14 protein-coding genes are annotated in these 22249 nt (G+C 65.6%); 9 read left to right on the plus strand and 5 right to left on the minus strand.

Translation table 11 applies throughout. The features are described from left to right. Positions 1 to 10 precede the first annotated feature (10 nt). A complete protein-coding gene (locus VGD10_RS03570) occupies positions 11 to 511 on the plus strand; it encodes a CinA family protein (RefSeq protein WP_331039415.1) in 501 nt (166 codons plus the stop codon). Then, the gene (locus VGD10_RS03575; protein WP_331039416.1) at positions 511 to 2568 is read left to right on the plus strand and encodes an NAD(+) synthase; all 2058 of its coding nucleotides are present in this window, start codon (positions 511 to 513) and stop codon (positions 2566 to 2568) included. The genes VGD10_RS03570 and VGD10_RS03575 overlap by 1 nt, the downstream gene beginning before the upstream one ends. On the opposite strand, the gene VGD10_RS03580 is transcribed toward VGD10_RS03575, so the two are convergent. After that, positions 2563 to 4392 carry an alkaline phosphatase family protein gene (locus VGD10_RS03580; protein ID WP_331039417.1) on the minus strand — a complete coding sequence of 610 codons (1830 nt, stop codon included), beginning with the start codon at positions 4390 to 4392 and terminating at the stop codon, positions 2563 to 2565. The two genes, VGD10_RS03575 and VGD10_RS03580, sit on opposite strands and share 6 nt — an antisense overlap. A gap of 331 nt (positions 4393 to 4723) precedes the next feature. On the opposite strand from VGD10_RS03580, the gene glf reads away from it, so the two are divergent. Beyond that, positions 4724 to 6961, plus strand: a complete 2238-nt coding sequence (glf, locus tag VGD10_RS03585) for a UDP-galactopyranose mutase (protein WP_331039418.1) — start codon at positions 4724 to 4726, stop codon at positions 6959 to 6961. A 51-nt stretch (positions 6962 to 7012) separates the two neighbouring features. Here the strand turns inward: glf and VGD10_RS03590 are convergent, their stop codons facing one another. Further along, complete coding sequence (locus VGD10_RS03590) at positions 7013 to 9184, minus strand: family 1 glycosylhydrolase (RefSeq protein ID WP_331039419.1); 2172 nt, start codon at positions 9182 to 9184, stop codon at positions 7013 to 7015. 204 nt (positions 9185 to 9388) lie between these two features. On the opposite strand from VGD10_RS03590, the gene VGD10_RS03595 reads away from it, so the two are divergent. Continuing rightward, positions 9389 to 12589, plus strand: coding sequence for an amidohydrolase family protein (locus VGD10_RS03595; protein ID WP_331039420.1), 3201 nt, complete (start codon positions 9389 to 9391; stop codon positions 12587 to 12589). A gap of 59 nt (positions 12590 to 12648) precedes the next feature. Next, complete coding sequence (locus VGD10_RS03600) at positions 12649 to 12951, plus strand: PilZ domain-containing protein (RefSeq protein ID WP_331039421.1); 303 nt, start codon at positions 12649 to 12651, stop codon at positions 12949 to 12951. Positions 12952 to 12967: 16 nt separating this feature from the next. On the opposite strand, the gene VGD10_RS03605 is transcribed toward VGD10_RS03600, so the two are convergent. Beyond that, positions 12968 to 13561, minus strand: coding sequence for an arylesterase (locus tag VGD10_RS03605; RefSeq protein WP_331039422.1), 594 nt, complete (start codon positions 13559 to 13561; stop codon positions 12968 to 12970). A gap of 75 nt (positions 13562 to 13636) precedes the next feature. Here VGD10_RS03605 and VGD10_RS03610 point away from each other — a divergent pair, with 75 nt between their 5' ends. Genes VGD10_RS03610 through VGD10_RS03625 form a run of 4 tightly spaced genes read left to right on the plus strand, consistent with a single transcriptional unit; the run spans position 13637 to position 19047 of the window. After that, positions 13637 to 14332 (plus strand): ABC transporter ATP-binding protein, encoded by a 696-nt coding sequence (locus VGD10_RS03610; protein ID WP_331039423.1) that lies wholly within the window; start codon positions 13637 to 13639, stop codon positions 14330 to 14332. Then, entirely contained in the window at positions 14329 to 16824 is a 2496-nt protein-coding gene (locus VGD10_RS03615) for an ABC transporter permease (RefSeq protein WP_331039448.1), read from the plus strand. The genes VGD10_RS03610 and VGD10_RS03615 overlap by 4 nt, the downstream gene beginning before the upstream one ends. Before the next feature lie 10 nt (positions 16825 to 16834). After that, on the plus strand, positions 16835 to 17491 hold the full coding sequence (locus VGD10_RS03620; protein WP_331039424.1) for a glutathione S-transferase family protein: 657 nt from the start codon (positions 16835 to 16837) through the stop codon (positions 17489 to 17491). A 47-nt stretch (positions 17492 to 17538) separates the two neighbouring features. Next, entirely contained in the window at positions 17539 to 19047 is a 1509-nt protein-coding gene (locus tag VGD10_RS03625) for an aldehyde dehydrogenase family protein (RefSeq protein ID WP_331039425.1), read from the plus strand. Here VGD10_RS03625 and VGD10_RS03630 read toward each other — a convergent pair. Beyond that, positions 19044 to 19301, minus strand: a complete 258-nt coding sequence (locus tag VGD10_RS03630; protein ID WP_331039426.1) for a hypothetical protein — start codon at positions 19299 to 19301, stop codon at positions 19044 to 19046. The genes VGD10_RS03625 and VGD10_RS03630 overlap by 4 nt on opposite strands. A gap of 68 nt (positions 19302 to 19369) precedes the next feature. Continuing rightward, the gene (locus VGD10_RS03635; RefSeq protein ID WP_331039427.1) at positions 19370 to 22240 is read right to left on the minus strand and encodes a pitrilysin family protein; all 2871 of its coding nucleotides are present in this window, start codon (positions 22238 to 22240) and stop codon (positions 19370 to 19372) included. Positions 22241 to 22249: the final 9 nt, after the last annotated feature.

Below are 22249 nucleotides of genomic sequence, written 5' to 3' on the forward strand. Positions count from 1 at the left end.
AGGACGCGATTTGAACGATACCGAAACCCTTTCGCCGGTGCTCTCCAATGAAACCGAGGAGGCGACGCGGCGGCTTCTGTCGAAAGCGTCCGAACGAGAGCTGATGCTGGCGACGGCGGAAAGCTGCACGGGCGGAATGCTCGCCTCCCTCCTCACCGACGTGCAGGGCGTCGCCCATGCCTTCGAGCGCGGCTTCGTCACCTATACGAACGAGGCGAAGAACGAGATGCTTGGCGTCCCGTTAAAGCTGATCGACGAGAAAGGCGCGGTGTCGAAGGAAGTGGCCGTCGCCATGGCGGAAGGCGCGCTGCAGCGCTCGCGCGCCAATATCGCGCTGTCCATCACCGGCTTTGCCGACAAGGGCGACGAGCCCGGGCTCGTCCATTTTGGCTGCGCCCGCGCCGGTCGCACCACCGCCCACAGGGAGGAACATTTTGGTGCCATCGGAAGAGGTGCTACACGCATCGAATGCATGCGGGTCGCGGTTGAGATGATGAACGAGATGCTGTGATGGCAAAGGGAAAGCGTCCGCCTTTCGAGGCCATCCATCGGCACGGTTATGTCCGCACCGCGGCGGCGACGCCGCTCGCCTCGTCCGGCGACATTGCCTTCAACGTCGAACAGACTTTGCTCCTGGCCCACGAGGCGCACGAGCGGGGTGTCGATCTCGTCGTCTATCCGGAACTCAACATCTCCTCCTACGCCGTGGACGATCTTCATCTTCAGGAGGCGTTTCTCGACCGGGTGGAGCAGGGGATCGCCGATCTTTGCGCCGCCACCGCCGAACTTCACCCGGTGTTGTGCGTCGGCGCGCCGCTTCGGCGGAACGGCCGCCTCTACAATTGCGCCCTCGTGATTTCCCGCGGCCGCATTTTGGGCGTGGTGCCGAAGAGCTTCCTCCCCAACTACCGCGAATATTATGAGAAGCGCTGGTTCGTGTCGGGCCTCGGCCTCAACGGCATCGACATTGCCGTCGCGGGGCAGACGGTTCCGTTCGGCACCGACCTCATCTTTGCCGGCGAAGGGCTCGACGACTTCATCTTCCATGTCGAGATTTGCGAGGATTATTGGGCGCCGCAGCCGCCCTCGACCGTGGGTGCACTCGCGGGAGCGCTGATCCTCTGCAACCTCTCGGCCTCCAACATAACGATCGGCAAAGCGTCTGAACGGGCGCTCCTCTGCGCCAGCCAAAGCTCGCGCTGCTGCGCCGCCTATATCTATGCTGCCTCAGGTCCCGGCGAGAGCACGACCGACCTTGCCTGGGACGGGCAGGGCTCCATCTACGAGCTGGGCGAGCTCGTCGCCGAAAATGGCCGCTTCTCGCGTGAGCCCGAGCTTGCCGTCGCCGACGTCGACGTCCAGCGGCTCCGGCTCGAGCGGATGCGGATGCCGACGTTCAACGACAATGCGGTCGCGGCCGGGCATCCGGAAAAGAGCGCGCGCCGCATCCATTTCGATCATGCGCCCGCGCTCGCCGCCATCGGCTTCGAGCGGCGCTATCGCCGCTTCCCCTACGTGCCGAACCGCGTCGAGCAGCTCGATCAGGATTGCTACGAAGCCTTCAACATTCAGGTGCAGGGCCTCGCCAAGCGCTTCACCTCCACCAAGGGCACGCACCTCGTCATCGGCGTGTCGGGTGGGCTCGATTCCACCCACGCCCTGATCGTCGCCGCCAAGGCGTGCGATTATCTGGGGCTGCCGCGCTCGACCATCCTCGGCTTCACCATGCCGGGCTTCGCGACATCGGACACCACCAAGTCCAATGCCTGGGCGCTGATGAAGGCGCTTGGCGTCGTCGGCGAGGAGATCGACATCAAGCCTGCCGCCATGCAGATGCTGAAGGATATGGGCCACCCGTTCGCGAACGGAGAGCCGGTCTACGACATCACGTTCGAGAATGTGCAGGCAGGGCTCCGCACCGACTATCTCTTCCGCCTCGCCAACCAGAGGGCCGGCTTCGTCGTCGGCACCGGCGACCTGTCCGAACTGGCGCTCGGCTGGTGCACTTACGGCGTCGGCGACCATATGAGCCATTACGGCGTCAATGCGGGCGTTCCGAAAACTCTGATCCAATACCTGGTCCGCTGGGCCGTGAAGACCGACCAGTTCGACCCCGAGACCGACCGCATCCTCACCGCCATTCTCGACACCAAAATCTCGCCGGAGCTAGTGCCCGCGGACGAAGCCGGCATGCAGTCGACCGAAGACAAGATCGGCCCTTACGAACTGCACGACTTCTTCCTGTTCCACATCCTCCGCTCCGGCCAGCCGCCATCGAAGGTCGCGTTCATGGCCTGGCAGGCATGGAAGGATAAGGAGCAGGGGCTCTGGCCGATCGGCTTCCCGGAGCATCTAAAACGCTCCTACGACCTGCCGACGATACGGAAGTGGCTGGAGGAATTCCTCTGGCGTTTCTTCCAGACGAGCCAGTTCAAGCGCTCGGCCCTGCCCAATTCGCCCAAGGTCTCCGCCGGCGGAAGCCTCAGCCCCCGCGGGGACTGGCGCGCCCCGTCCGACGGCACCGCCGCGCCCTGGCTGGAGGAGTTGAAGAGCGCGTTCGATTCATAAGCCGCGCCGGGCGCAATCGTCCGCTTCCTGCACGGTCAGTGTCTCAGCCGACGATCGCGGCGCCTTCCAATCCCTGGGCGGATCCATCCCGATGAAATCGGACAGCAGGGCCGTCACATCGACCGCACAGACATAGCCCGCGTTCGTGGATCGGGCATTGCCGCCACGAAGCAGCACCATGCCCATCCCGGCCCTACCGGACGCTCTATAGCCATGTTCGCCCCTCAGCAGCGGCTCGTCCGATAGAACGTCGAGCCTGTCCTGCCGCGCAGAGAGGGTATAGCCGGGCCGCGCCCTCACCCAAAGGTCGCCTGAGGCGCCGGGGAAGAAGATGTTTTGTGAGACTTGCTGCTCCGGCGTCAGCACATCTTCGAAGACGGGCTCGCCACCGACGTCGCGGAAGGAGCGGAGCAGGGCAGCCGCTTTCGCAATAGAAGCGGCTGCGTCGGCGGTTTTGCTCTTGTCGAAGTAAAGATGCGCGGAGGTGGAGCTCACCCGAACACGGACTACTGGTGCGTCGCCTTCGACACTGAAACCGGCACCACGAAGAATGGCATTGAGGTCGTAGCGCCTGTGCGCCGGCAGAAGCGAATAGTCCGAAACGAGCGCGACCTTGGGCTGCCGCGGCTGCGCCTCGATCACGCGCTTTAGATTCGCGTCCACCAGGCGATAGGCATGCGCGATATAGCTCTGGAAGCGGGTCCGGCGCGCCGCATCGTCGAAGGCGGTCTGGCGCGGATCGACCCGCAGAAACTGGTGCACCGCATTGTCGATCGCCGGCTGCTCCAGGATCATCGCATCGAAGCGGCCGATGCCGGACGCCGCGACGGCCGCGTCCGCAAAATAGCGATTTTCGCGCTCCATCTGCTCAATCCATGTGCGCTCGTCGATGCTGCCGTCGCGCAGCCGGTCGTAGTCGGGAGAGCCGGGGAAGAAGCCGGCCTTCTGCTCGACGGCGGCAAGGAAATCGGCCGGATAGCCGCGCCCCTCATGCGCGGCGCCCACATAGAGGCGCGCCTGCCCGCTATCCGCGTTTACCGCCAACAGTTTCAGCCACCGTCCTGCGCGGCTCGCTCCCGCCGTGAACTCAACGGGAGCCCATTCGCCCGGCCGCAGCAAGGCCTTCCAGCCATTCGCCCGATCGTCGTCATCATCCAGAACGATGCCGTCGAAGACGCGGCGTCCGTCCTTGCGGGTGTCCACGGCAACCGCCCGCAGGCGGATCGGCGCTTCGCCTGTTCTTCCGGCGACCTGGATGGCCTCGTCGCCTTCCGGCGCAATGCGAGCCGCAAACTCTATCTTCTGGCTCTGCGGAGCCGCGTCGGCGGGACTCCTTGGTGCAAGCTCGAGCACCTGCGAGGCCCCCAGCCAGCGTCCGCTGGCGACCACATAATCGCCGGCCTGCGGCTCCCCGCTCCCGTGCGGGAACAAGGTGCCGATCCGCACAATTCGCCGCCCCTGCCGGCGTCCAGCCTCCCACAAGGTCTCGGCGGCAAAAGGCGTTCCGAAACCGCTGCCCGGCCGGTCGTCCTTCAGAAAAGAATTGCCGACGATGCCGTGCTTTGAAGGGTAAGTGCCCGTCAGCATCGTGACCCGTGCCGTCGAGGTGAGCGCCGGATCGATGGGAACGACGAGCGCGCGTCGCCCCTTTGCAATGGTTTCGGCCAACGGTCCGTCTGCGGGAAGGATCGAGCGCGCCCTCAGCGTCTCCATTTCCCTCAAATCGGCGCCGTGGAGGGTCACGACGATTATGGGCTCGGAATGACCGGGGGCGTCAAGAAACGCGGCTGCGGCAGCCAGCGGCAGCAAAAAGGCAGGACGCATGAACTCTCCTCTGTAAATGAGAAGAGCATCGGACCCGCGCGCGGGTCAATGTAGTTTCGTTCCCGCAATTGCCCGGTTCAAACCTCGGTTCGTCGCAGATTCAGCACGAATCTAATCTGCATCAGTGTTCAAGAAGAAGCGTAAGGGAACTCGTTACGCCTCTTTGACGTTGCACTCTAAGTCCTTCGTTCATCAGGGGTTTACATTGATCAGCTTCTCCACCGCCCCTTCGCAGGGGCCGAATGCGTCTGCGCAATCTTCTCTGGATCAAACTCTGATCTGCTTCTCCCATTTGCGCTGGAATTTCGTTTTTCAGCGGCCTCAACACCTGATGAGCCGCTTCGCGAAGGACACGCGGGTCGTCTATTGGGAAGAGCCCGAAGCGGCGCTTCCGGAGTGCGAGCCAGCGCTCGGCGTTCGCGTCTGCGCCGAAACTGGCGTCACCGTCGTAACCCCGTCGCTTCCTGAAGGCCTCAGCGAGGAGCAGCGCGACGAGACGCTCCGCGGCCTGCTCGACTCCTTCGTGGCGGGCGAGAAGGGGCCGTTCATCCGCTGGTATTATACGCCGATGATGCTGCCTTTCTCGCGGCATCTCGACGCTGCCTGCACCGTCTATGACTGCATGGACGAACTCGCCAATTTCCGTTTCGCGCCGCCGCAGTTGCTCGATCTCGAGCGCGAGCTGCTCGCCTCGGCCGACGTCGTCTTCACCGGCGGCTACAGTCTCTACGAGGCGAAGAAGGACCGGCACCCCAACATCCACCCGTTCCCGTCGAGCGTCGATCGCGCGCATTTCGCGCAGGCCCGCGCCATGGACGCGGCGCCCGACGACCAGGCCTATCTCGCCCGCCCGCGGCTTGGCTTCTACGGCGTGATAGACGAACGCATGGACCTTGAGATGATCGCCGAGGTTGCGGACGCGCATCCGGAATGGGCGATCGTCATGGTCGGGCCGGTGGTGAAGATCGATCCAGCCGACCTGCCGCAGCGCCGGAACATCCATTACCTCGGCGGCAAATCCTATGAGGAACTGCCCGTCTATCTCGGCGGCTGGGACGTGGCTTTGATGCCCTTCGCGATCAATGAATCGACGAAATTCATCTCGCCGACGAAGACGCCGGAATATCTGGCGGGCGGCCGCCCGGTCGTGTCGACGCCGATCACCGACGTCATTCGCCACTATAGCGATCTCGACGGGGTGTTCATCGCCGACGGCGCCGACGCCTTCACCCGCGCCTGCGAAGATGCGCTTGCGCTCGCGAAGGGCGACGACGAATGGCTCGGCCAGGTGGACGAGAAGCTGTCGACCCTGAGCTGGGACACCACCTATGCGCGCATGGCGGGCCTCGTTCGCGAGGCGACCGTGGTGCCGCAGGCCGGTCCCAACATCATCAAGGCGCATACGAAAAAGAAGTACGACTATCTTGTGGTCGGCGCGGGCTTTGCGGGTTCGGTCATCGCCGAGCGTTTGGCTAGCCAGCATGACGCGCATGTGCTCGTAATCGACAAGCGGCCGCACGTTGCCGGCAACGCCTATGATCATCTCGACGAAGCGGGCGTGCTCATCCACCAGTACGGGCCGCACATCTTCCACGCCAATTCGGACGACATCGTCGACTATCTGTCCCAGTTCACCGAATGGCGCCCGTACGAGCACCGCGTGCTCGGCCATGTTCGCGATCAGCTGGTGCCGATCCCGATCAACCGGACGACGCTCAACAAGCTGTTCGGCCTCGACCTCAAGACCGAGGAAGAAGCGGCCGAATATCTTGCCTCGCGCGCCGAGCCGGTGGGCGAGATCAGGACTTCGGAAGACGTCGTCATCTCCGCCGTCGGCCGCGAGCTCTACGAGCTGTTCTTCCAAGGCTATACGCGGAAGCAATGGGGTCTCGACCCCAGCGAGCTCGACAAGCAGGTGACCTCGCGCGTTCCGACGCGGACGAACACCGACGACCGCTATTTCACCGACAAGCACCAGATCATGCCGAAGGACGGCTACACCGCGATGTTTAACCGGATGCTCGACCATCCGAACATCGATGTGCTGCTCTCCACCGACTATAAGGATGTGGTGAAGGAGATCGACGCCGGTCACATCGTCTTCACCGGCCCAATCGACGAATATTTTGGCTTCCGGTACGGCAAGCTCCCCTATCGGAGCCTCCGTTTCGAGCACAAAGTGGTCGATCAGGAGTGGGTGCAGCCGGTTGCGGTCGTGAACTATCCAGACCCTCAGGTGCCCTATACCCGGATTACCGAGTATAAGCACCTGACCGGCCAAGAGCATCCGAAGACAAGCCTCACCTACGAATATCCGAGCGCGGAGGGCGATCCTTATTACCCGATCCCGCGGCCGGAGAATCAGGAGCTGTTCAAGAAGTACGAAGCGCTTGCGGATGCGACGGCGGGCGTCACCTTCGTCGGCCGCCTCGCGACCTACCGCTACTACAACATGGACCAGGTCGTGGGTCAGGCGCTCGCCACCTTCCGCCGGCTGGACGAGCAGCGGAAGAAGGCCGACGCGAAGGCCGCAGCCAAGCAGACCGTCTGGACCGAAGCCGCCGAATAAGGCGGCTTCGGCTCCGGCCGGATTAGAACTTCAGGAGAGGGATGTAGCGGCCTATTCGGCCGCTACATTCATTTCGGGCAGCGGCTCGATAAGGTCCACGACCTCCCGCAGATATTCTTCGATCGCGCCATCGAGCGGACGGAGGAGAAGCCCGCGGCTGCTGGAAAGCACGGTGTTCGCCGCCGGCCCGTCCATCGGCAGGACGAGCGCCGGATTAAGGTTCGCGCCCTCGGCCATTCGCCGCGCAAATTCGTGCCAGCTGAGCGCGCCCTGATTGGCGAGGTGCCAGATACCGGTCTCCCCATCGATCAGCAGGTCGAGCGCGGCATGGACGAGATCCGGCACATAGGTCGGCGAGATCAAAGTGCTGATGCTCGCCTGCACGGGCTCGCCGCGGGCAAGCTGATTGAGCACGTTCCAGGCGAAATTGTACCGGTCCCAGGGTCCGAAGAAGGCGCTGGTGCGAAGGACGAGGCTCTTGTCCCAGAGCCCAAGCACGTCCCGTTCCATCTCCGCCTTGCTCACGCCGTAGACGCAGGTGGGGTTCGGCGCGTCTTCCTCGACATAGGCGCGGCCGAGCTTGCCGTCGAAGACGAGGTCGGACGAAAAGGCGACCAGCGGAATGCCCGCCTTCGCGCAGGCTTTGGCGAGGTTGCGTGGACCGGCGGCATTGGCTTCGATGCACGCCTCCCGCTCATGTTCGGCATCGGCGACACGGACGAAGCCGGCGGTGTTGATGATGGCCCACGGTTTGTAATGCGCCATCGCCTTCGCGACCGACCGCTCGCTGGTGATATCGAGCTCCTTCCGGCTGGTGAGGCAGAAGGAAAGGCCGCGATGCTCGCAGAGACGCGCAAAGGCGCGGCCGAGCGTGCCTGTGGCGCCAGTGATGAGCAGTTTCCGCGGCTCGCCGTCGGCGAAGGATTTGCACCTGCCGTGCCAGTCGTAGAGCCGCTGCGGCCGCCGCCACCAGCCCTTTGCTTCGAGTGCCGGATGATCGAAGCGCCGCCCGCGCGCATAGGCTTCGGCGGCCTTGGCGATGATGGTCGGTCGTGGCTCAGGGCTCCGAGTATCGAAAGCGCCGACATCGTAAACGCCGTCGCGCCGCGTCAGCAGCGAGCGCCAGTCCACATTGCCGAACAGCGACCAGAGCGTCACGGCGCGGAGGTCCACGCCTTCGCTCTGCAGGCGCTGAGCCTGCTCCCAGACCTCGGCAAACCAGCGGAGCTGCTCGTCGCGGGTGCAGCCGTGATGCACTTCGGTGATGGCGATGGGAATGCCGTAACGCGCCCATGCCTCGCGGATGCGGGGCCCTATGCCGGTATGGAGATGGAGCCTCTTCACACGCACCGCTTCGGCATCGACATAGCGGTCGCGTCCGTTCCCACCGGCCGGCAGGTTCGGGTAGAGCTCGACCCGATCGTCAAGAAAGCGCTCGCTCGTCAGATAATGGTTGATGCCGAGTATGTCGGGCTTCGCCTCGCCTGACCGGAGCCGCTTCAGCTCCGCGGGTTCGATGCCGTTCTTGATGAGGCGCTTATAGAGCGGGTGCCGCGAATCCACGCGGCCGCAGAGCAGGTCGAAGCTCAGCCAGCGCCGCGCATTTTCATGCGCCGCCTGATAGCGGAGCGGCGCGGTCGAGAAGGTCTTGCCGAGATCCTCGGTCTGGACGAGCAGGGCACCCGGGATGAAGGCGCGGATCGCCCGCATCGCCTCGAGCGTGCCGAGGCATTCGTTCATCAGCGCGCGAAGATAGGCGCGGTCGGTATGGGCATGCGGATACCAGTGGCCGTAAAGGCCTGAGAAACGCGCGGTGGTGAGCGGCTCGTTCACCGGCGTCCACTTTTCGATCCACGGATAGCGTTCGGCCACACGCGCTGCGAAGGCGGCGAACTTCTCCGGGAAATCGGGATCGAGAAGGTCAGTATAGCGGGGGCCGGAGCCATGGTGCAGCAGGCCGCCGATCACCTCGATGCCGCGCTCCCGCAGCATCTCCAGCCGCGCATCGTGCCAGGAGAAATCCAGCGTCTCCGGATCGTCGGGCGCGATGGATTCCCAGACGATCGGATAGCGCACGGCGCGGATGCCGAGATCCGCGATCAGGTCGATGTCGCCCTGCCGGTCCTTATGTCCCGTCTCGGCTACCTGATCGCGATAATCATCTCCGACCCGCGCTATGGTGCATTCCACCCCGCCCCACAGCTCCAACTTGTCCAAGGCCATTCATTCGTTCCGGATTGCTAACGGTCGGGAAACGAACGGCTTAATTGCAGCGGAAGTTCCTATGCGCCTTTGGCGGCCTAAAACAGGTTAGGCATTATTCCCCTTGAGCCGCAGAAAAGAGCGGTCTTGCGCCTGCCGCGCGCTTGTTGCAGCCTGCTCCAATCCCAACCCACGCGGAGTCCTTCCGCGCCGCCGGAGCATCCCATGAAAAAAGGCATTGCCGCCCTGTCCCTCCTGCTCATGTCCACGACCGCTTTCGCGCAGGCGAAGGAGGAGAAGAAATGGGACGTCGCGGCGCCGCCCGCAAAGCTCCGCCAGGTGCCGATCAACGTCGATGAAGGCACCTGGATGAACCTGGACGTGAGCCCCGACGGCCGCACCATCGCCTTCGATCTTCTCGGCGACATCTATACCATGCCGATCACCGGCGGCCGCGCGACCCGCATTTCGGCGGGGCTTCCCTACGAACAGCAGCCGCGCTTCTCGCCCGACGGGCGGCAGATCGCGTTTACCTCCGACCGCGGCGGGGGAGACAATATCTGGATCATGAATGTCGACGGCTCCGGTCGGCGCCAGCTCACCAAGGAAAGCTTCACGCTTCTCAACAACCCCACCTGGAGTCCCGACGGACGGTACATTGCCGCGCGGAAGCATTTCACCACCCAGCGCTCGGCCGGCACGGGCGAAGTCTGGCTCTACCACGTTGGCGGCGGCAACGGCGTCGCTCTCGTCGAACGGCCGAACCCGCAGCACCAGAAGGAACTGGGCGAGCCGATGTTCACGCCGGACGGCAGCGCTATCTATTTCAGCCGCGACATCACGCCCGGCGGCACGTTCCAATATGCGCAGAATTCCAACCAGGCGCTGTTCGCGATCGAGCGCTACGACCTCCGCACCGGTGAGCGCTCGACCGCTGCCGGCGGACCGGGCGGCGCCGTTCGCCCCGCTCCGTCGCCGGACGGCCGCTACCTCGCCTTCGTGAAGCGGGAGCGTGCGCGTTCCAAGCTCTACGTGAAGGACCTGCGTTCGGGCGAAGAGCGGAAGATTTACGACAATCTCGATCAGGACATGCAGGAAAGCTGGGCAGTTTCCGGCGTCTATCCGAACATGGATTGGACGCCCGACAGCCGCTCCATCATTTTCTGGGCAGGCGGCAAGATCCGCCGTGTGAACTTTGACGGCAGCGGCGACGCCGAAATCCCGTTCCAGGTGTCTGACAGCCGCGATGTAATCGATCCGGTTCTGCCGACCACCACCGCCTGGCGCGACAGCTTCACCACCCGCATGCCGCGTTTCGCCGTGCTCTCGCCCGATGGGCGGCGCGCCGTGTTCGAAAGCCTCGGACGCCTATATATGAAGGATATCGGCGGGGGTGCGCCCCGTCCGCTGACTGCTGCGGACGGCGATTTCCAGCTTTATCCCGCTTGGTCGCGCGACGGCAACCGCATCGTCTTTGTCAGCTGGAACGACCAGCGCCTCGGCGAAATCCGCTCGGTCGCCGCGGACGGCAGCGGCATGCGCACGCTCTCCGATATTCCGGGCCATTATAAGCGGCCGCGCTTTTCGCCGGACGGACAGACCATCGTGTTCGAACGGGGCGGGGGCGGCGGGCTTACCGCGGATCGCTGGTCGGACCAGCAGGGCGTCTATCGCATGCCGGCCGCGGGCGGCGCGGCGACGCGGCTTACCTCCACCGGCGGCAATCCGCAATTCGGCGCCGCCAACGACCGCGTCTATATGGACGTCACCGAAGACCAGAAGCTGAAGCTCGTCAGCGTCGACATGAACGGCAAGGACCGCCGCGTCCACGCGCAGGGCGACCTCGTCAGTGAATATCAGGTGTCGCCCACCGGCGATCACATCGCCTTCCGCGAGAATTACGACGTCTTCGTCGCGCCCTTCCTCGCCAGCGCGAAAACGGTGGAGGTCGGTTCCAAGGCGACCCAGCTCCCGATCGTGAAGGTCAGCGAGAGCGGCGCCGAATATCTCCACTGGGGCGGCAACGGCCGGACCATCGGCTGGAGCCGCGGCCCGACCCTGTTCAGCGCCGACAGCGCATCGGTCATCCGCACCGCGCCCGGGGCCAGCTTCGTTCCGCCGACCAGCGGTACCTCGCTTGCCCTTTCGGCGCCCGCCGACCGGCCGGCGGGTCTGGTCGCGCTCACCGGCGCAAAGGTCATCACCATGGCGAACGGCAGCGGCGGCGTGATCGACGACGGCGTCGTGCTGGTGGAAGGCAATCGCATACGCGCCGTTGGCAGGCGGGGCGAGGTCGCGATCCCCGGCGGCGCACGGCAGGTGGACCTTGCCGGCAAGACGATCATACCCGGCCTCATCGACGCCCATGCGCACGGCCCGATGGGCGACGACGACCTTGTTCCCCAGCAGAATTGGTCGGCGCTGGCGCATCTCGCCTTCGGGGTCACCACGATCCACGATCCGTCAAACGATTCCAGCGAGATTTTCGCGGCCGGCGAGATGCAGCGGGCGGGGCTTATCGTCGCGCCGCGCGTCTTCTCGACGGGCGAAGTGGTGTACGGCGCGAAGCTTCCCGGCCTCTACGCCGAGATCAACAGCTTCGACGATGCGCTGGGCCACGTCCGCCGCCTGAAGGCGCAGGGAGCGCACAGCGTCAAGAACTACAACCAGCCGCGCCGCGACCAGCGCCAGCAGGTGGCGCTTGGGGCGATCCGCGAGAATATCGCTTCCGTGGCGGAGGGGGGCTCCCTCTACGGCCTCGACATCTCGCTGATCGCCGACGGCAACGCCTCGCTCGAACACAACATCCCGCAGGCGGTGATCTATCAGGATGTGATCGATTTCTATTCGGGGACGAAGGTCGGGTACCGCCCGACGCTCGGCGTCACCTACGGCGGCATGGGCGCGGAAGCTTATTGGAGTTCCAAGACAGAGGTGCTGAAGCACCCGATCCTCACCCGCCATGTGCCGGGCGAGGTGCTGGCGGCCGAGCATGTCCGCGTCGTCCACGCCCCCGAGGAAGATTTCGTCGACGTGCTGAGCGCCCGCAATTCGAAGCGTCTTTCGGACCGCGGCGTGATGGTGTCGGCCGGTGCGCACGGGCAGCAGCAGGGCCTCGCCCTTCATTGGGAGATGTGGTCGATGGCGCGGGGCGGCTTCAGCCCGGTCGAGGCGCTTCGCACCGCCACGGCGACGGCCGCGACCTCGCTGGGCTTCACCGATCTCGGCACGATCGAAACGGGCAAGCTCGCCGACCTCGTCGTCCTCGATGCCGATCCGCTGGCCGACATCCAGAACAGCGACAAGGTGTCGAAGGTGATGCTGAACGGCCGCCTCTACGATGCTGCCACCATGAATGAGGAGGTGACCGGCGAGCGCCGCCGCCTGCCCTATTTCTGGGAAAACGACGCCGCTTCAGCCCGCTAGGAACTCGTTAACCCTTCTCCTGCATCATCTCTCCTGGAGAGCTGGGTAGGGGAAGGGTTATGCTGGTTGAGGCTGCGGTCGCCGTAGAAGCGCCGAACGTCGTTGTCGAACAACGGTCGGAACCGCGTTACGAAGACATCATCGAGCGCGCGGTCATTACCTTTCGCGGCCAGAGTTATCCCGTCCCGGTCCTCAACATCTCCTCGCGCGGCACGCAGATCGAATGCGACATCGCGCCGCGCCTTGGCGAAAGCCTCGTCATCCAGTTCGAAAATTGCAGCCGCCTTCACGGCTTCGTCCGCTGGGCGCGCGAAGGCAAGCTCGGCATCCGCTTCGGCCACGAGCTGATCCTCGACAGCTGAGCGCGGCGGCGCTCCGCTATCGTTTCAGCGCCTTCATCACGGTGGGCAGGATCCCGCTCACCATCTTCTTGATACCCTCGAAATTGGGATGCACCCCGTCCGGCAGGTTGAGCCGCCGGTTGCCCGCCACATTGGCGAGGAAGAAGGGGTAGAAAGCCGCGTCGTACCGCGTCGCCAGATCCGGAAAAATCCGGTTGAACTCGGCCCCATATTGCGGCCCCATGTTCGGCGCGGCGAGCATGCCCGCAACCAGCACCGGAATGTCCCGCTTCCTCAGCTCCGCAACGATCGCGTCCATATTCTCGCGCGTCTGCCGCGCCGGCAGCGCGCGAAGCATGTCGTTGCCGCCCAGCGCGACGATGGCGAGGTCGGGCTTCCGTTTGAGCCCGTTCAAAGTCCAGCCAAGCCGCGCCCGGCCGGCCGCCGTCGTATCGCCGGATACGCCGGCGTCGATCACCCGCGCGCGCACTCCGTTACGCCGCAGACTGTCCTCAAGCTGCGGCACGAAACCCTGCCCGCGCGGCAGGCCGTAACCGGCGGTGAGACTGTCGCCGAAGGCGAGGATCTCGACGTCTTGCGCCTCCGCGGGCGCCGCTGCCGCCAAAGTCATGAGAAAGGCCGCATGGACAAACAGCCTTCGAACCCCATATGCCACCCGTAACGCCATCGGAACAACCTCACCTTCATGTCCAATCCCCATATTGTCATCGACGCAGCGGATGTCACGCTGTCGCTTGGAAACGGCCCTGCGCGGGTGGATATCCTCCGCGGCATCGATCTTCAGGTGAAGCGAGGCGAAAGCGTCGCCCTGCTGGGGCCCTCGGGTTCCGGCAAGTCATCCCTGATGGCCGTGTTGTCGGGGTTGGAGCGGGCGACCGGCGGTACGATCCGCGTCGCCGGCGCCGACTTCACCGCGCTCGACGAGGACGGCCTCGCCCGCGCCCGGCGCGGCCGGATCGGCATCGTGCTCCAGGCCTTCCACCTGCTCCCCACCATGACCGCGCACGAAAATGTCGCCGTGCCGCTGGAGCTGGCGGGGGAGGGGAACGCCTTCGCCATCGCAAAGGCGGAGCTTGAGGCGGTCGGCCTCGGCCACCGCGTCACCCACTATCCAGCGCAGCTGTCGGGCGGCGAGCAGCAGCGCGTCGCCATCGCCCGCGCCACCGCGCCGAAGCCGGAAATCCTTTTCGCGGACGAGCCCACCGGCAATCTCGACGCGAAGACCGGCTCGGCCATCCTCGACCTGCTCTTCAAGCGGCAGAAGGATACCGGCGCGACCCTCCTCGTCATCACCCACGATCCGTCGCTCGCCAGCCGCTGCGACCGCGTGCTCGAGATGCAGGACGGCCGCATCGTCTCCGACCGGAGGGCCGCCGCCTGAACCTTCCGCTTCGCCTTGCGCTTCGCGACCTCCGCGGCGGCCTCACCGGCCTTCGCCTGCTTGCGGTCTGCCTCTTCCTCGGCGTGATGGCGCTTGCCGCCGTCGGAAGCCTGTCGTCGGCCATCGTCACCGGCCTTGCCGAACGGGGCCAGTCGATCCTCGGCGGCGATATTCAGGTCGGCGTTTCTCAACGCGCGGCGACGCCGGACGAGCTTGCCGCCTTCCGCGCCGAAGGGGAGGTCTCCCACATCACCCGCATGCGCGCGATGGCGGCGCGGCTCGACGGGCAGGAGAGCGTCCTCGTCGAACTCAAGGGCGTCGATCAGGCCTATCCGCTCTACGGCAATTTCCGCCTTCAGGATGGCGCTCTTCGCCCCCGCCCCAGCGGCAATGAAGTGGCGGTTGGGCCCGAGCTTGCCGAACGGCTCCGCGTCGGCGTCGGCGACAGCATCCGCATCGGCGATGCCCAGCTTCGCATCATCGGCCTTATCGCCGAAGAGCCAGACCGCGTGGGGCAGGGCTTCACTTTGGGTTCGACCGCGCTCACCGACCGGAGCGGCATCGAAGCGACCGGCCTTGTCCAGCCCGGTAGCCTCTACAGCAGCGTCTACCGCATCCGCCTTCCTGCGGGCGCCTCGCCCGATCCGGTGACGGAGCGACTGTCGTCGCGCTTCAAGGATGCCGGCTTTCAGGTTCAGGACCGCTCGAACGGCGCCCCCGGCACGCGCCGCTTCATCGAACGGCTCGGCCAGTTCCTGACCCTCGTCGGCCTCACGGCCCTCATCGTCGCCGGCATCGGCGTCGGCAACGGCGTCACCTCTTATCTGGATTCGAAGCGCGGCATCATCGCCACGCTGAAGCTGCTCGGCGCCACCAGCCGCACCATCTTCCTTTCCTATCTTCTCCAGATCGGCATCGTCGCTCTGGGCGCGATCCTCGCTGGCCTCATCGTCGGGGCACTCGTGCCGTGGATTGTCGTGCAGGTGGCGGGAAGCGCTCTGCCCGTGCCGCCGGTTCTCTCCGTCTATCCGCTGCCGCTCCTCGTCAGCGCCGCCTACGGCCTCCTTATCGCCTTCGTCTTCGCCCTGCTGCCGCTCGCCCGCGCCCGCACCGTACCTGCCGCCTCGCTGTTCCGCGGCAGCCTGGAGCAGCTCCGCCGTCCACCATGGACGCTGATCCTGGCGGTGATCGCCGCCGCCGGCCTCATCGCCGCGCTCGCCATCGCGACGGCGCGGGAGCCGATGTTCGCCGCCCTGTTCATCGCCTCGGCGCTCGGCCTGCTCCTGCTCCTCACCATCCTCGGCTGGCTGATCCGCTGGATCGCCGCGCGGCTGCCCCGGCCGAAGAACCCGCTCTTCCGCCTAGCCCTCGCCAATCTCCACCGCCCGGCGGCGCAGACCGGGCGGCTGGTGGTGGCGCTCGGCCTCGGCTTCACGCTTTTCACCACGCTTGCCGTGATCGAAACCAACCTCACTGGCCAGATCCGCACCACCATCCCGGAAAAGGCGCCGAGCTTCTTCATGCTCGACATTCCTGTGGGCGAAGTGGACCGCTTCCGCGCCCTCGCGACCCGCGCGGCGCCTGACGGCGATCTCGTCACCATCCCGTCGCTCCGCGGCGCCGTCGTGGCGGTGGACGGCCGCCGCGTTTCGGAAATGACCGAGCTTCCGGAGGGCGCCTGGTTCCTCCGCGGCGACCGCGGCCTTACCTATGCCCGCGAAGTGCCGGAAGGGAGCCGCATCGTCTCCGGCGAATGGTGGCCGCGCGATTATTCCGGCCCGCCGCTCGTGTCGCTCGATGTCGAAGCCGCGAACGCGGTCGGCCTGAAAGTCGGCGACAACATCACCGTCTCCATCCTCGGCCGCGAGATCGAGGCGCGGATCGCGTCCCTCCGCGAGATCAACTGGGACACGATGGGCTTCAACTTCGTCATCGTCTTCGCGCCCGGCGCATTGGAGGGCGCGCCGCACAGCTTCATGGCGACCATCTCGATGCCGGAAGCGCAGGAACGGCCCTTCGCCCGCGCCGTGTCCAATGCCTTCCCCAGCGTCTCCGCGATCCGGGTAAAGGAGGTGGTGGAGGCCGTCTCTGGAATGCTCGGCCAGCTTTCAGTTGCCGTCCGCTCTGCCGCCAGTGTCGCGATCCTCGCCGGCATCGCCGTTCTGATCGGCGCGCTCGCTGCCTCCCGCCGTGCCCGGGTCTATGACAGCGTGATGCTGAAGCTCCTCGGCGCCACCCGCTCCCGGATCCTTGCCGCGCAGGCGCTCGAATTCACCGTTCTAGCCCTCATCCTCGCCGCCGTCGCTTTCGGTCTCGGCGCGGCTTCCGGCTGGTATGTAGTGGTGGAGGTGCTTGAGCTCGAATGGGCGCCGGACTGGGGCACTGTTGCGCTGACGCTGCTCGCCGGCGCGCTCGTCACCCTTGTATTGGGCCTATTGGGCTCCCTACCTGCGCTTGCGGCGCGGCCGGCAAGGGCGCTGCGCACCCTCTAGGAGGCTTGCCATGATCGATCTCTACACCGCCGCCACCCCCAATGGCTGGAAGGCCTCGATCACGCTGGAGGAGCTCGAACTTCCCTACACTGTGCATAAGATCGACCTAGCGTCTGGCGCGCAGAAGGAGCCGTGGTTCACCGCCATCAATCCGAACGGCCGCATCCCCGCCATCGTCGACCGCGGCAATGGCGACTTCGCCGTGTTCGAAAGCGGCGCCATCATGCTCTACCTCACCGAGAAGACCGGCAGGCTCATCCCGCAGGATGAAAAGGGTCGGAGCCGAGTCATCCAGTGGCTGATGTTCCAGATGGGCGGGCTCGGGCCGATGATGGGGCAGGCGAACGTCTTCGTCCGCTACTTCCCCGAGAAGATCCAGCCGGCCATCGACCGCTACCAGCGCGAAAGCCGCCGCCTTCTGGAGGTGCTCGACGGCCACCTCGCCAACAACGAATATCTCGCAGGCGACTATTCGATCGCCGACATCGCCAACTGGTCCTGGGCGCATATCCACGAATGGCCCGGCATCGACATCAGCGGTCTCGACAATCTGAAGCGCTGGATGGACCAGGTCGGCAGCCGCCCGGCCGTCAAGAAGGGCGCCGCAATTCCGCCGCGCGCCGACCCCGAACAGCAGGTTAGATCCGCCCGCTCCATCCTCGCCTGATCGCGGCGGCGGCGCTAAAGAGCGCGCAAGAAAAAGGACTCGAAGCCATGAACGAGATCAGCAAGATCGCCGCGCAGCCCGCTTATTCCGATACCGCCCAGCGCATCCTGGCGCGGGAGCCGGCGCTTTTCATCAACGGCGAATGGGTGCGCTCGACACACGGCAAGACGCTGCCCGTCTTCGACCCTTCGACCGGCAAGCAAGTATCGGCCATCGTCGATGCCTCTGTCGAGGATGTGGACCGCGCCGTCGCCGCCGCCCGCACCGCCTTCGACGACGGCCGCTGGACCGGCCTCTCCCCCTATCAGCGCCAGCGCCTGATCGAGCGGCTCGCCGACCTTATCGAACGCGACACGGACGAACTTGCCGAACTCGAAGCCATCGACAACGGCAAACCGAAGAGCGTCGCCGGCGGCTACGACATCACCCGTGCGGTCGCTACGCTTCGCTACATGGCGGGCTGGACGACCAAGATTGCGGGCGAAACGCTCGATCCGGCCATGCATCCGACCGGCGCCTTCCATAGCTATGTGCGGCGCGAGCCGATCGGCGTCGCCGGGCAGATCGTCCCCTGGAACTTCCCGCTGATGATGGCGGTGCAGAAGATCGCCGCCGCGCTCGCCGCCGGCTGCACGCTGGTCCTGAAGCCCGCCGAGCAAACCTCGGTCACCGCGCTTCGTCTCGGCGACCTCATCGCGGAAGCGGGCTTCCCGGCCGGCGTCGTTAACATCGTCACCGGCCTCGGCGAGGTCGCCGGTGACCGGCTGGTCCGGCACCCGGACGTGGACAAGATCGCCTTCACCGGCTCGACCGAGGTCGGCAAGATCATCAACCGAGCCGCGACCGACACGCTGAAGCGCGTGACGCTCGAACTCGGCGGCAAGTCGCCGGTCATCGTCCTTCCCGACGCTGACATCTCCAAGACGGCCGCCGGCGCTGCGCGCTCGATATTCGCCAATGCCGGCCAGGTCTGCATCGCCGGCTCGCGCCTGTTCGCGCACCGCGACATTTTCGACCAGCTGCTCGAAGCGGTCGCCGAGAATGCCGGCCAGTGGAAGCTTGGCCCCAGCCTCGCGCCCGACACGATGATGGGTCCGCTCGTGTCGGACGAGCAGCATGAGCGCGTGCTCGGCTATATCGACCAGGGCCGTAAAGCCGGCGCAACCGTCCTCACCGGCGGCGAGGCTGCGGGCGACGAAGGCTGGTTCGTGAAGCCCACCATCCTGGTCGACGTGAACCCCGAAATGAGCGTCGTCCGCGAGGAGATCTTCGGCCCGGTCCTCACCGCCCAGCGTTATGACGATCTCGAAGCGGTCGCGAAGGCCGCGAACGACACGCCCTACGGCCTTGCCGCAAGTGTCTGGACCCGCGACGTCTCCGCGATGCACAAGCTCGCCGCCAAGATCAAAGCGGGCATGGTCTGGGGCAATGTGCCTTCAGGCGCCGATGTCGCGCTCCCCTTCGGCGGCTTCAAGCAATCCGGCTTCGGCCGCGAAAACGGCAGCGTCGGCATCGAAGCCTATCTCGAGCGGAAAACCGTCTCTATCGCGCTTTAGGGCTTATCGCCGCAGCGGCTGAGATCGGGCTCCTCGCCGCGCCGCTCCGCGCGCCTTTGCTCCTTGCCGACGCACTCATTGTACCTGCGCACCTTCTTTCCCAGCTTCTCGTCGGCTTCGGACTGGCTGGTGGTGAGGACGTCGACCGTCTTCGACGCCGCCTTCACCGGCAGGGTCGCGACGTCGAGCGCCGTCTTGGCAAGGCAGCCGCTTAAGCCCAGCGGCAGGAGGGCAGCGGCAAGTAGGATACGCATGGAAACACCCCTTTATGGTTCGGCGGCGACCATGGCTTTGAAAGCCTGATCGCCGCCTGAACGCCGTTTTAGCCGGTCTTGCGGAGGTTCGCTGCGTCGAGATCTAACTCGTCCGCCTTGATCACCTCCACGTCCGGCCTGAGCGCACGGAGCTTGTCGATGAACTTCGACGCATCGCCGACGATGACCAAAGTCGCCCGGTCGGAGGAGGCGATCTGCCCCGCCGCCTGCGCGGCCGCCGTGGGCGTGACGTCCTGGATGGCGCTGGTCAGCCGCACCGCTTCGGCGGGCGCGATGCCCTGCTGGAGGAGGCCGCCTAGCAGGGCCGCGAAGCCGCCGCCGCTTTCCGCCTGCCGGTTGATGCCGCCGACCAGGAACGCCTTCCTCTTCTCGATCGCGTCCGCCTCGAACGGCTCCTTGCCGAGCCGGTCGAGTTCGTCGAGGAAGATTTTGGCGACGTCCGCCGCGCTTTCATTCTTAGTTTGCGCGGAGGCGGTGAGCAGCGCCTCGTCGGCGCGCGCCGGATGGTTGCTGTAGGCGCCATAGGACAACGCCCGCTTCACGCGCACTTCCTGGAAAAGGCGCCCGTTGGAGCCCGCTCCAAGCACCGCATTGGCGACGTTGAGGTTGTAGTAATCGGGATGGGCGCGGTTGACGCCGCGCACCGCCGCAACCACCGCCGCTTGGCCCGCACCCGGAAGGTCGACCACCACCGTCCGCGCCTTGCCTGCGTCGCCGGCGCGCTCCGCTGGCGGCACCGGCGCCGGTCCCTGGCCCCGCCAGCCCGCGAACAGCCGCTGGGCAAGCGCATTCGCCCGCGCCGCATCGATGCCGCCCGACACGATCAAGGCCGCATTGGCTGGGTGGAACCACTGCCGGTAATAGCCGGAAAGGTCCGCCTGCCCCATCGAGGCGAGCGACCCCGGGGTCCCGGCCGCCGGCGTCGCATAAGGCGCAGTGCCGTAGAGCACCGGCTGCGCGACCATGTTCGCAAGCGCGCTCGGATCCTTCATCGCGATGCTGAGCGCGTCCAGCGCCTGCTTCCGCTCCCGCTCCACCTCAGCCGCCGGGAAGGTCGCATTCTGCGCGATGTCGGCAAGGATGCGCCCTGCTGCCTCAAGGTTGGCCGTCGGCGCGGACACGGACAGGATGATTCCGTCCGGCCCCGCATTGCTGCTGAGCGTCGCCCCGAGGGATTCGATCTCCGCCGCGATCTGCTGCGCGGTCCGCGTGGCCGTGCCCTTGGTGGCGAGCGACGCCGCCATATTGGCGAGGCCTGCCTTGCCTCTTGGGTCGGTCGAAGCGCCGCCCTTCACCATCAGCGCCATGGTCGCGAGCGGCACGTCGCTCGTCTTGGCGGTGACGAGCTGCAGCCCATTGGCCAGCCGGCCTTCCGAAATAGCAGGCGGCGTCACCGGCAGCGCCGCGCCGGGCGCCGGCGGCTGCTCCCGCTCGCCTTCAGCGGCGAGCGTATTCGGCGCGCGCTTGGCGGGCGGCGCCGACGCGAAGGTCGGCATCGGCACCGGGTTCTTCCAATTGTCTGCCACTCCCTGCGGCCGCGCCGTTTCGTTCAAATAGCGAATGTCGACGCGGGCATTCGGCGCCAGATATTTCCGCGCCACGCGCTGCACGTCTGCCGCAGTCACCTTCTGGATTCCGGCGAGGCGCTTGTCGGCCGCGCGCGGGTCGCCGGTGCGGACATAGGCTTCGCCAAGCTCGAAGGCGCGGTCGCTGAAGATCTCGCGCTCGCGAAGGCTTGCGGCGATCAGTTCGTTCTTCGCCTCGTTAAGCTCCGCCGCCGTCACCCGTTCGTTGCGGATGCGGTCGATCTCCGCCTGCAGCGCCGCGTCCACCTTGCTCAGGGTCTTGCCGCTGGCAGCGATCGCATAGGGCGCGTAGTAGCCGCCGTCCTCGACATCGTTGAGCTCCCCAATAACCGAGGTCGCAAGCTGCTTGTCATAAACGAGGCTCTTGTAGAGCCGCGAGGATTCGCCGCTGGTGAGGATTGCGTCCATCACTGCCAGCGCCGGCAGATCCGGGTGCGCCGTTCCAGGAATGCGCCAAGTCGACCCCACCACCGGCAGCGGCACGTTGGGCGCATAGGCGACCACCGATCGCGGCGCCGTGCGGGGCTTCTCCACTCCCTTGATCTCGAGCGGGATCTTGTTCGCACGCGCCGGAATGCTTCCGAAATATTCATCCACCCAGCGGTTAAGCTGCGCCTCGTCGAAATTGCCGGAGACGATCAAAGCCGCCGTGTCCGGCCCGTAATAAGCCTCGTGAAAGGCGCGGGCGTCCTCGAGCGTCGCCGCATCCAGATCTTCGATGCTACCGATGCCCGGCCGCCGGTGCGGCAAAGTGTCATAGCTGTTCTCGGACAGGACGAAGCGCATCCGCCCATAAGGCGGCGCAAGCACGCGCTGACGAAGCTCTTCCTTCACCACGTTCCGCTCGGTTTCGAACACTTCCGGATCGACCACCGGCCGCGCCATCCGCTCGGCGTGAGTCCACAGCATCGTCTTTAGATATTGGGCGGGGACGATCTCGTAATAATTGGTGCGGTCGTACCAGTTGGACGCGTTCCGTACCCCGCCGACATCCTCGGTCAGGCGGTTGATCATATTGTAGGGCATGTTCCGCGTCTTGCGGGACAGGATATGCTCGAACAGGTGGCTGAAGCCGGACCGGCCCTGCGGATCGTGCTTCGACCCGACTTCGTACCAGACGGAAACCGCCACATTGGGCGTCGTCGTGTCGCGGAGGGAAATGACCTTGAGGCCGTTCTTCAGCGTCCGTTCCTTGAACGCGATCGGCGGCACGCTCAGCTGGCTCGTCGCCCCCGTCTGCGCGAAGGCGGGCGTTCCGGCGGCAAGGCCGATGGCAGCAGCGCCAAGCGCCAGCGCCGATAAGGTTAAGACACGGATTTTCGATTTAGGCACAGCGACATC

The organism is Allosphingosinicella sp. (genome assembly GCF_036402135.1).
Classification (GTDB): Bacteria; Pseudomonadota; Alphaproteobacteria; order Sphingomonadales; family Sphingomonadaceae; genus Allosphingosinicella.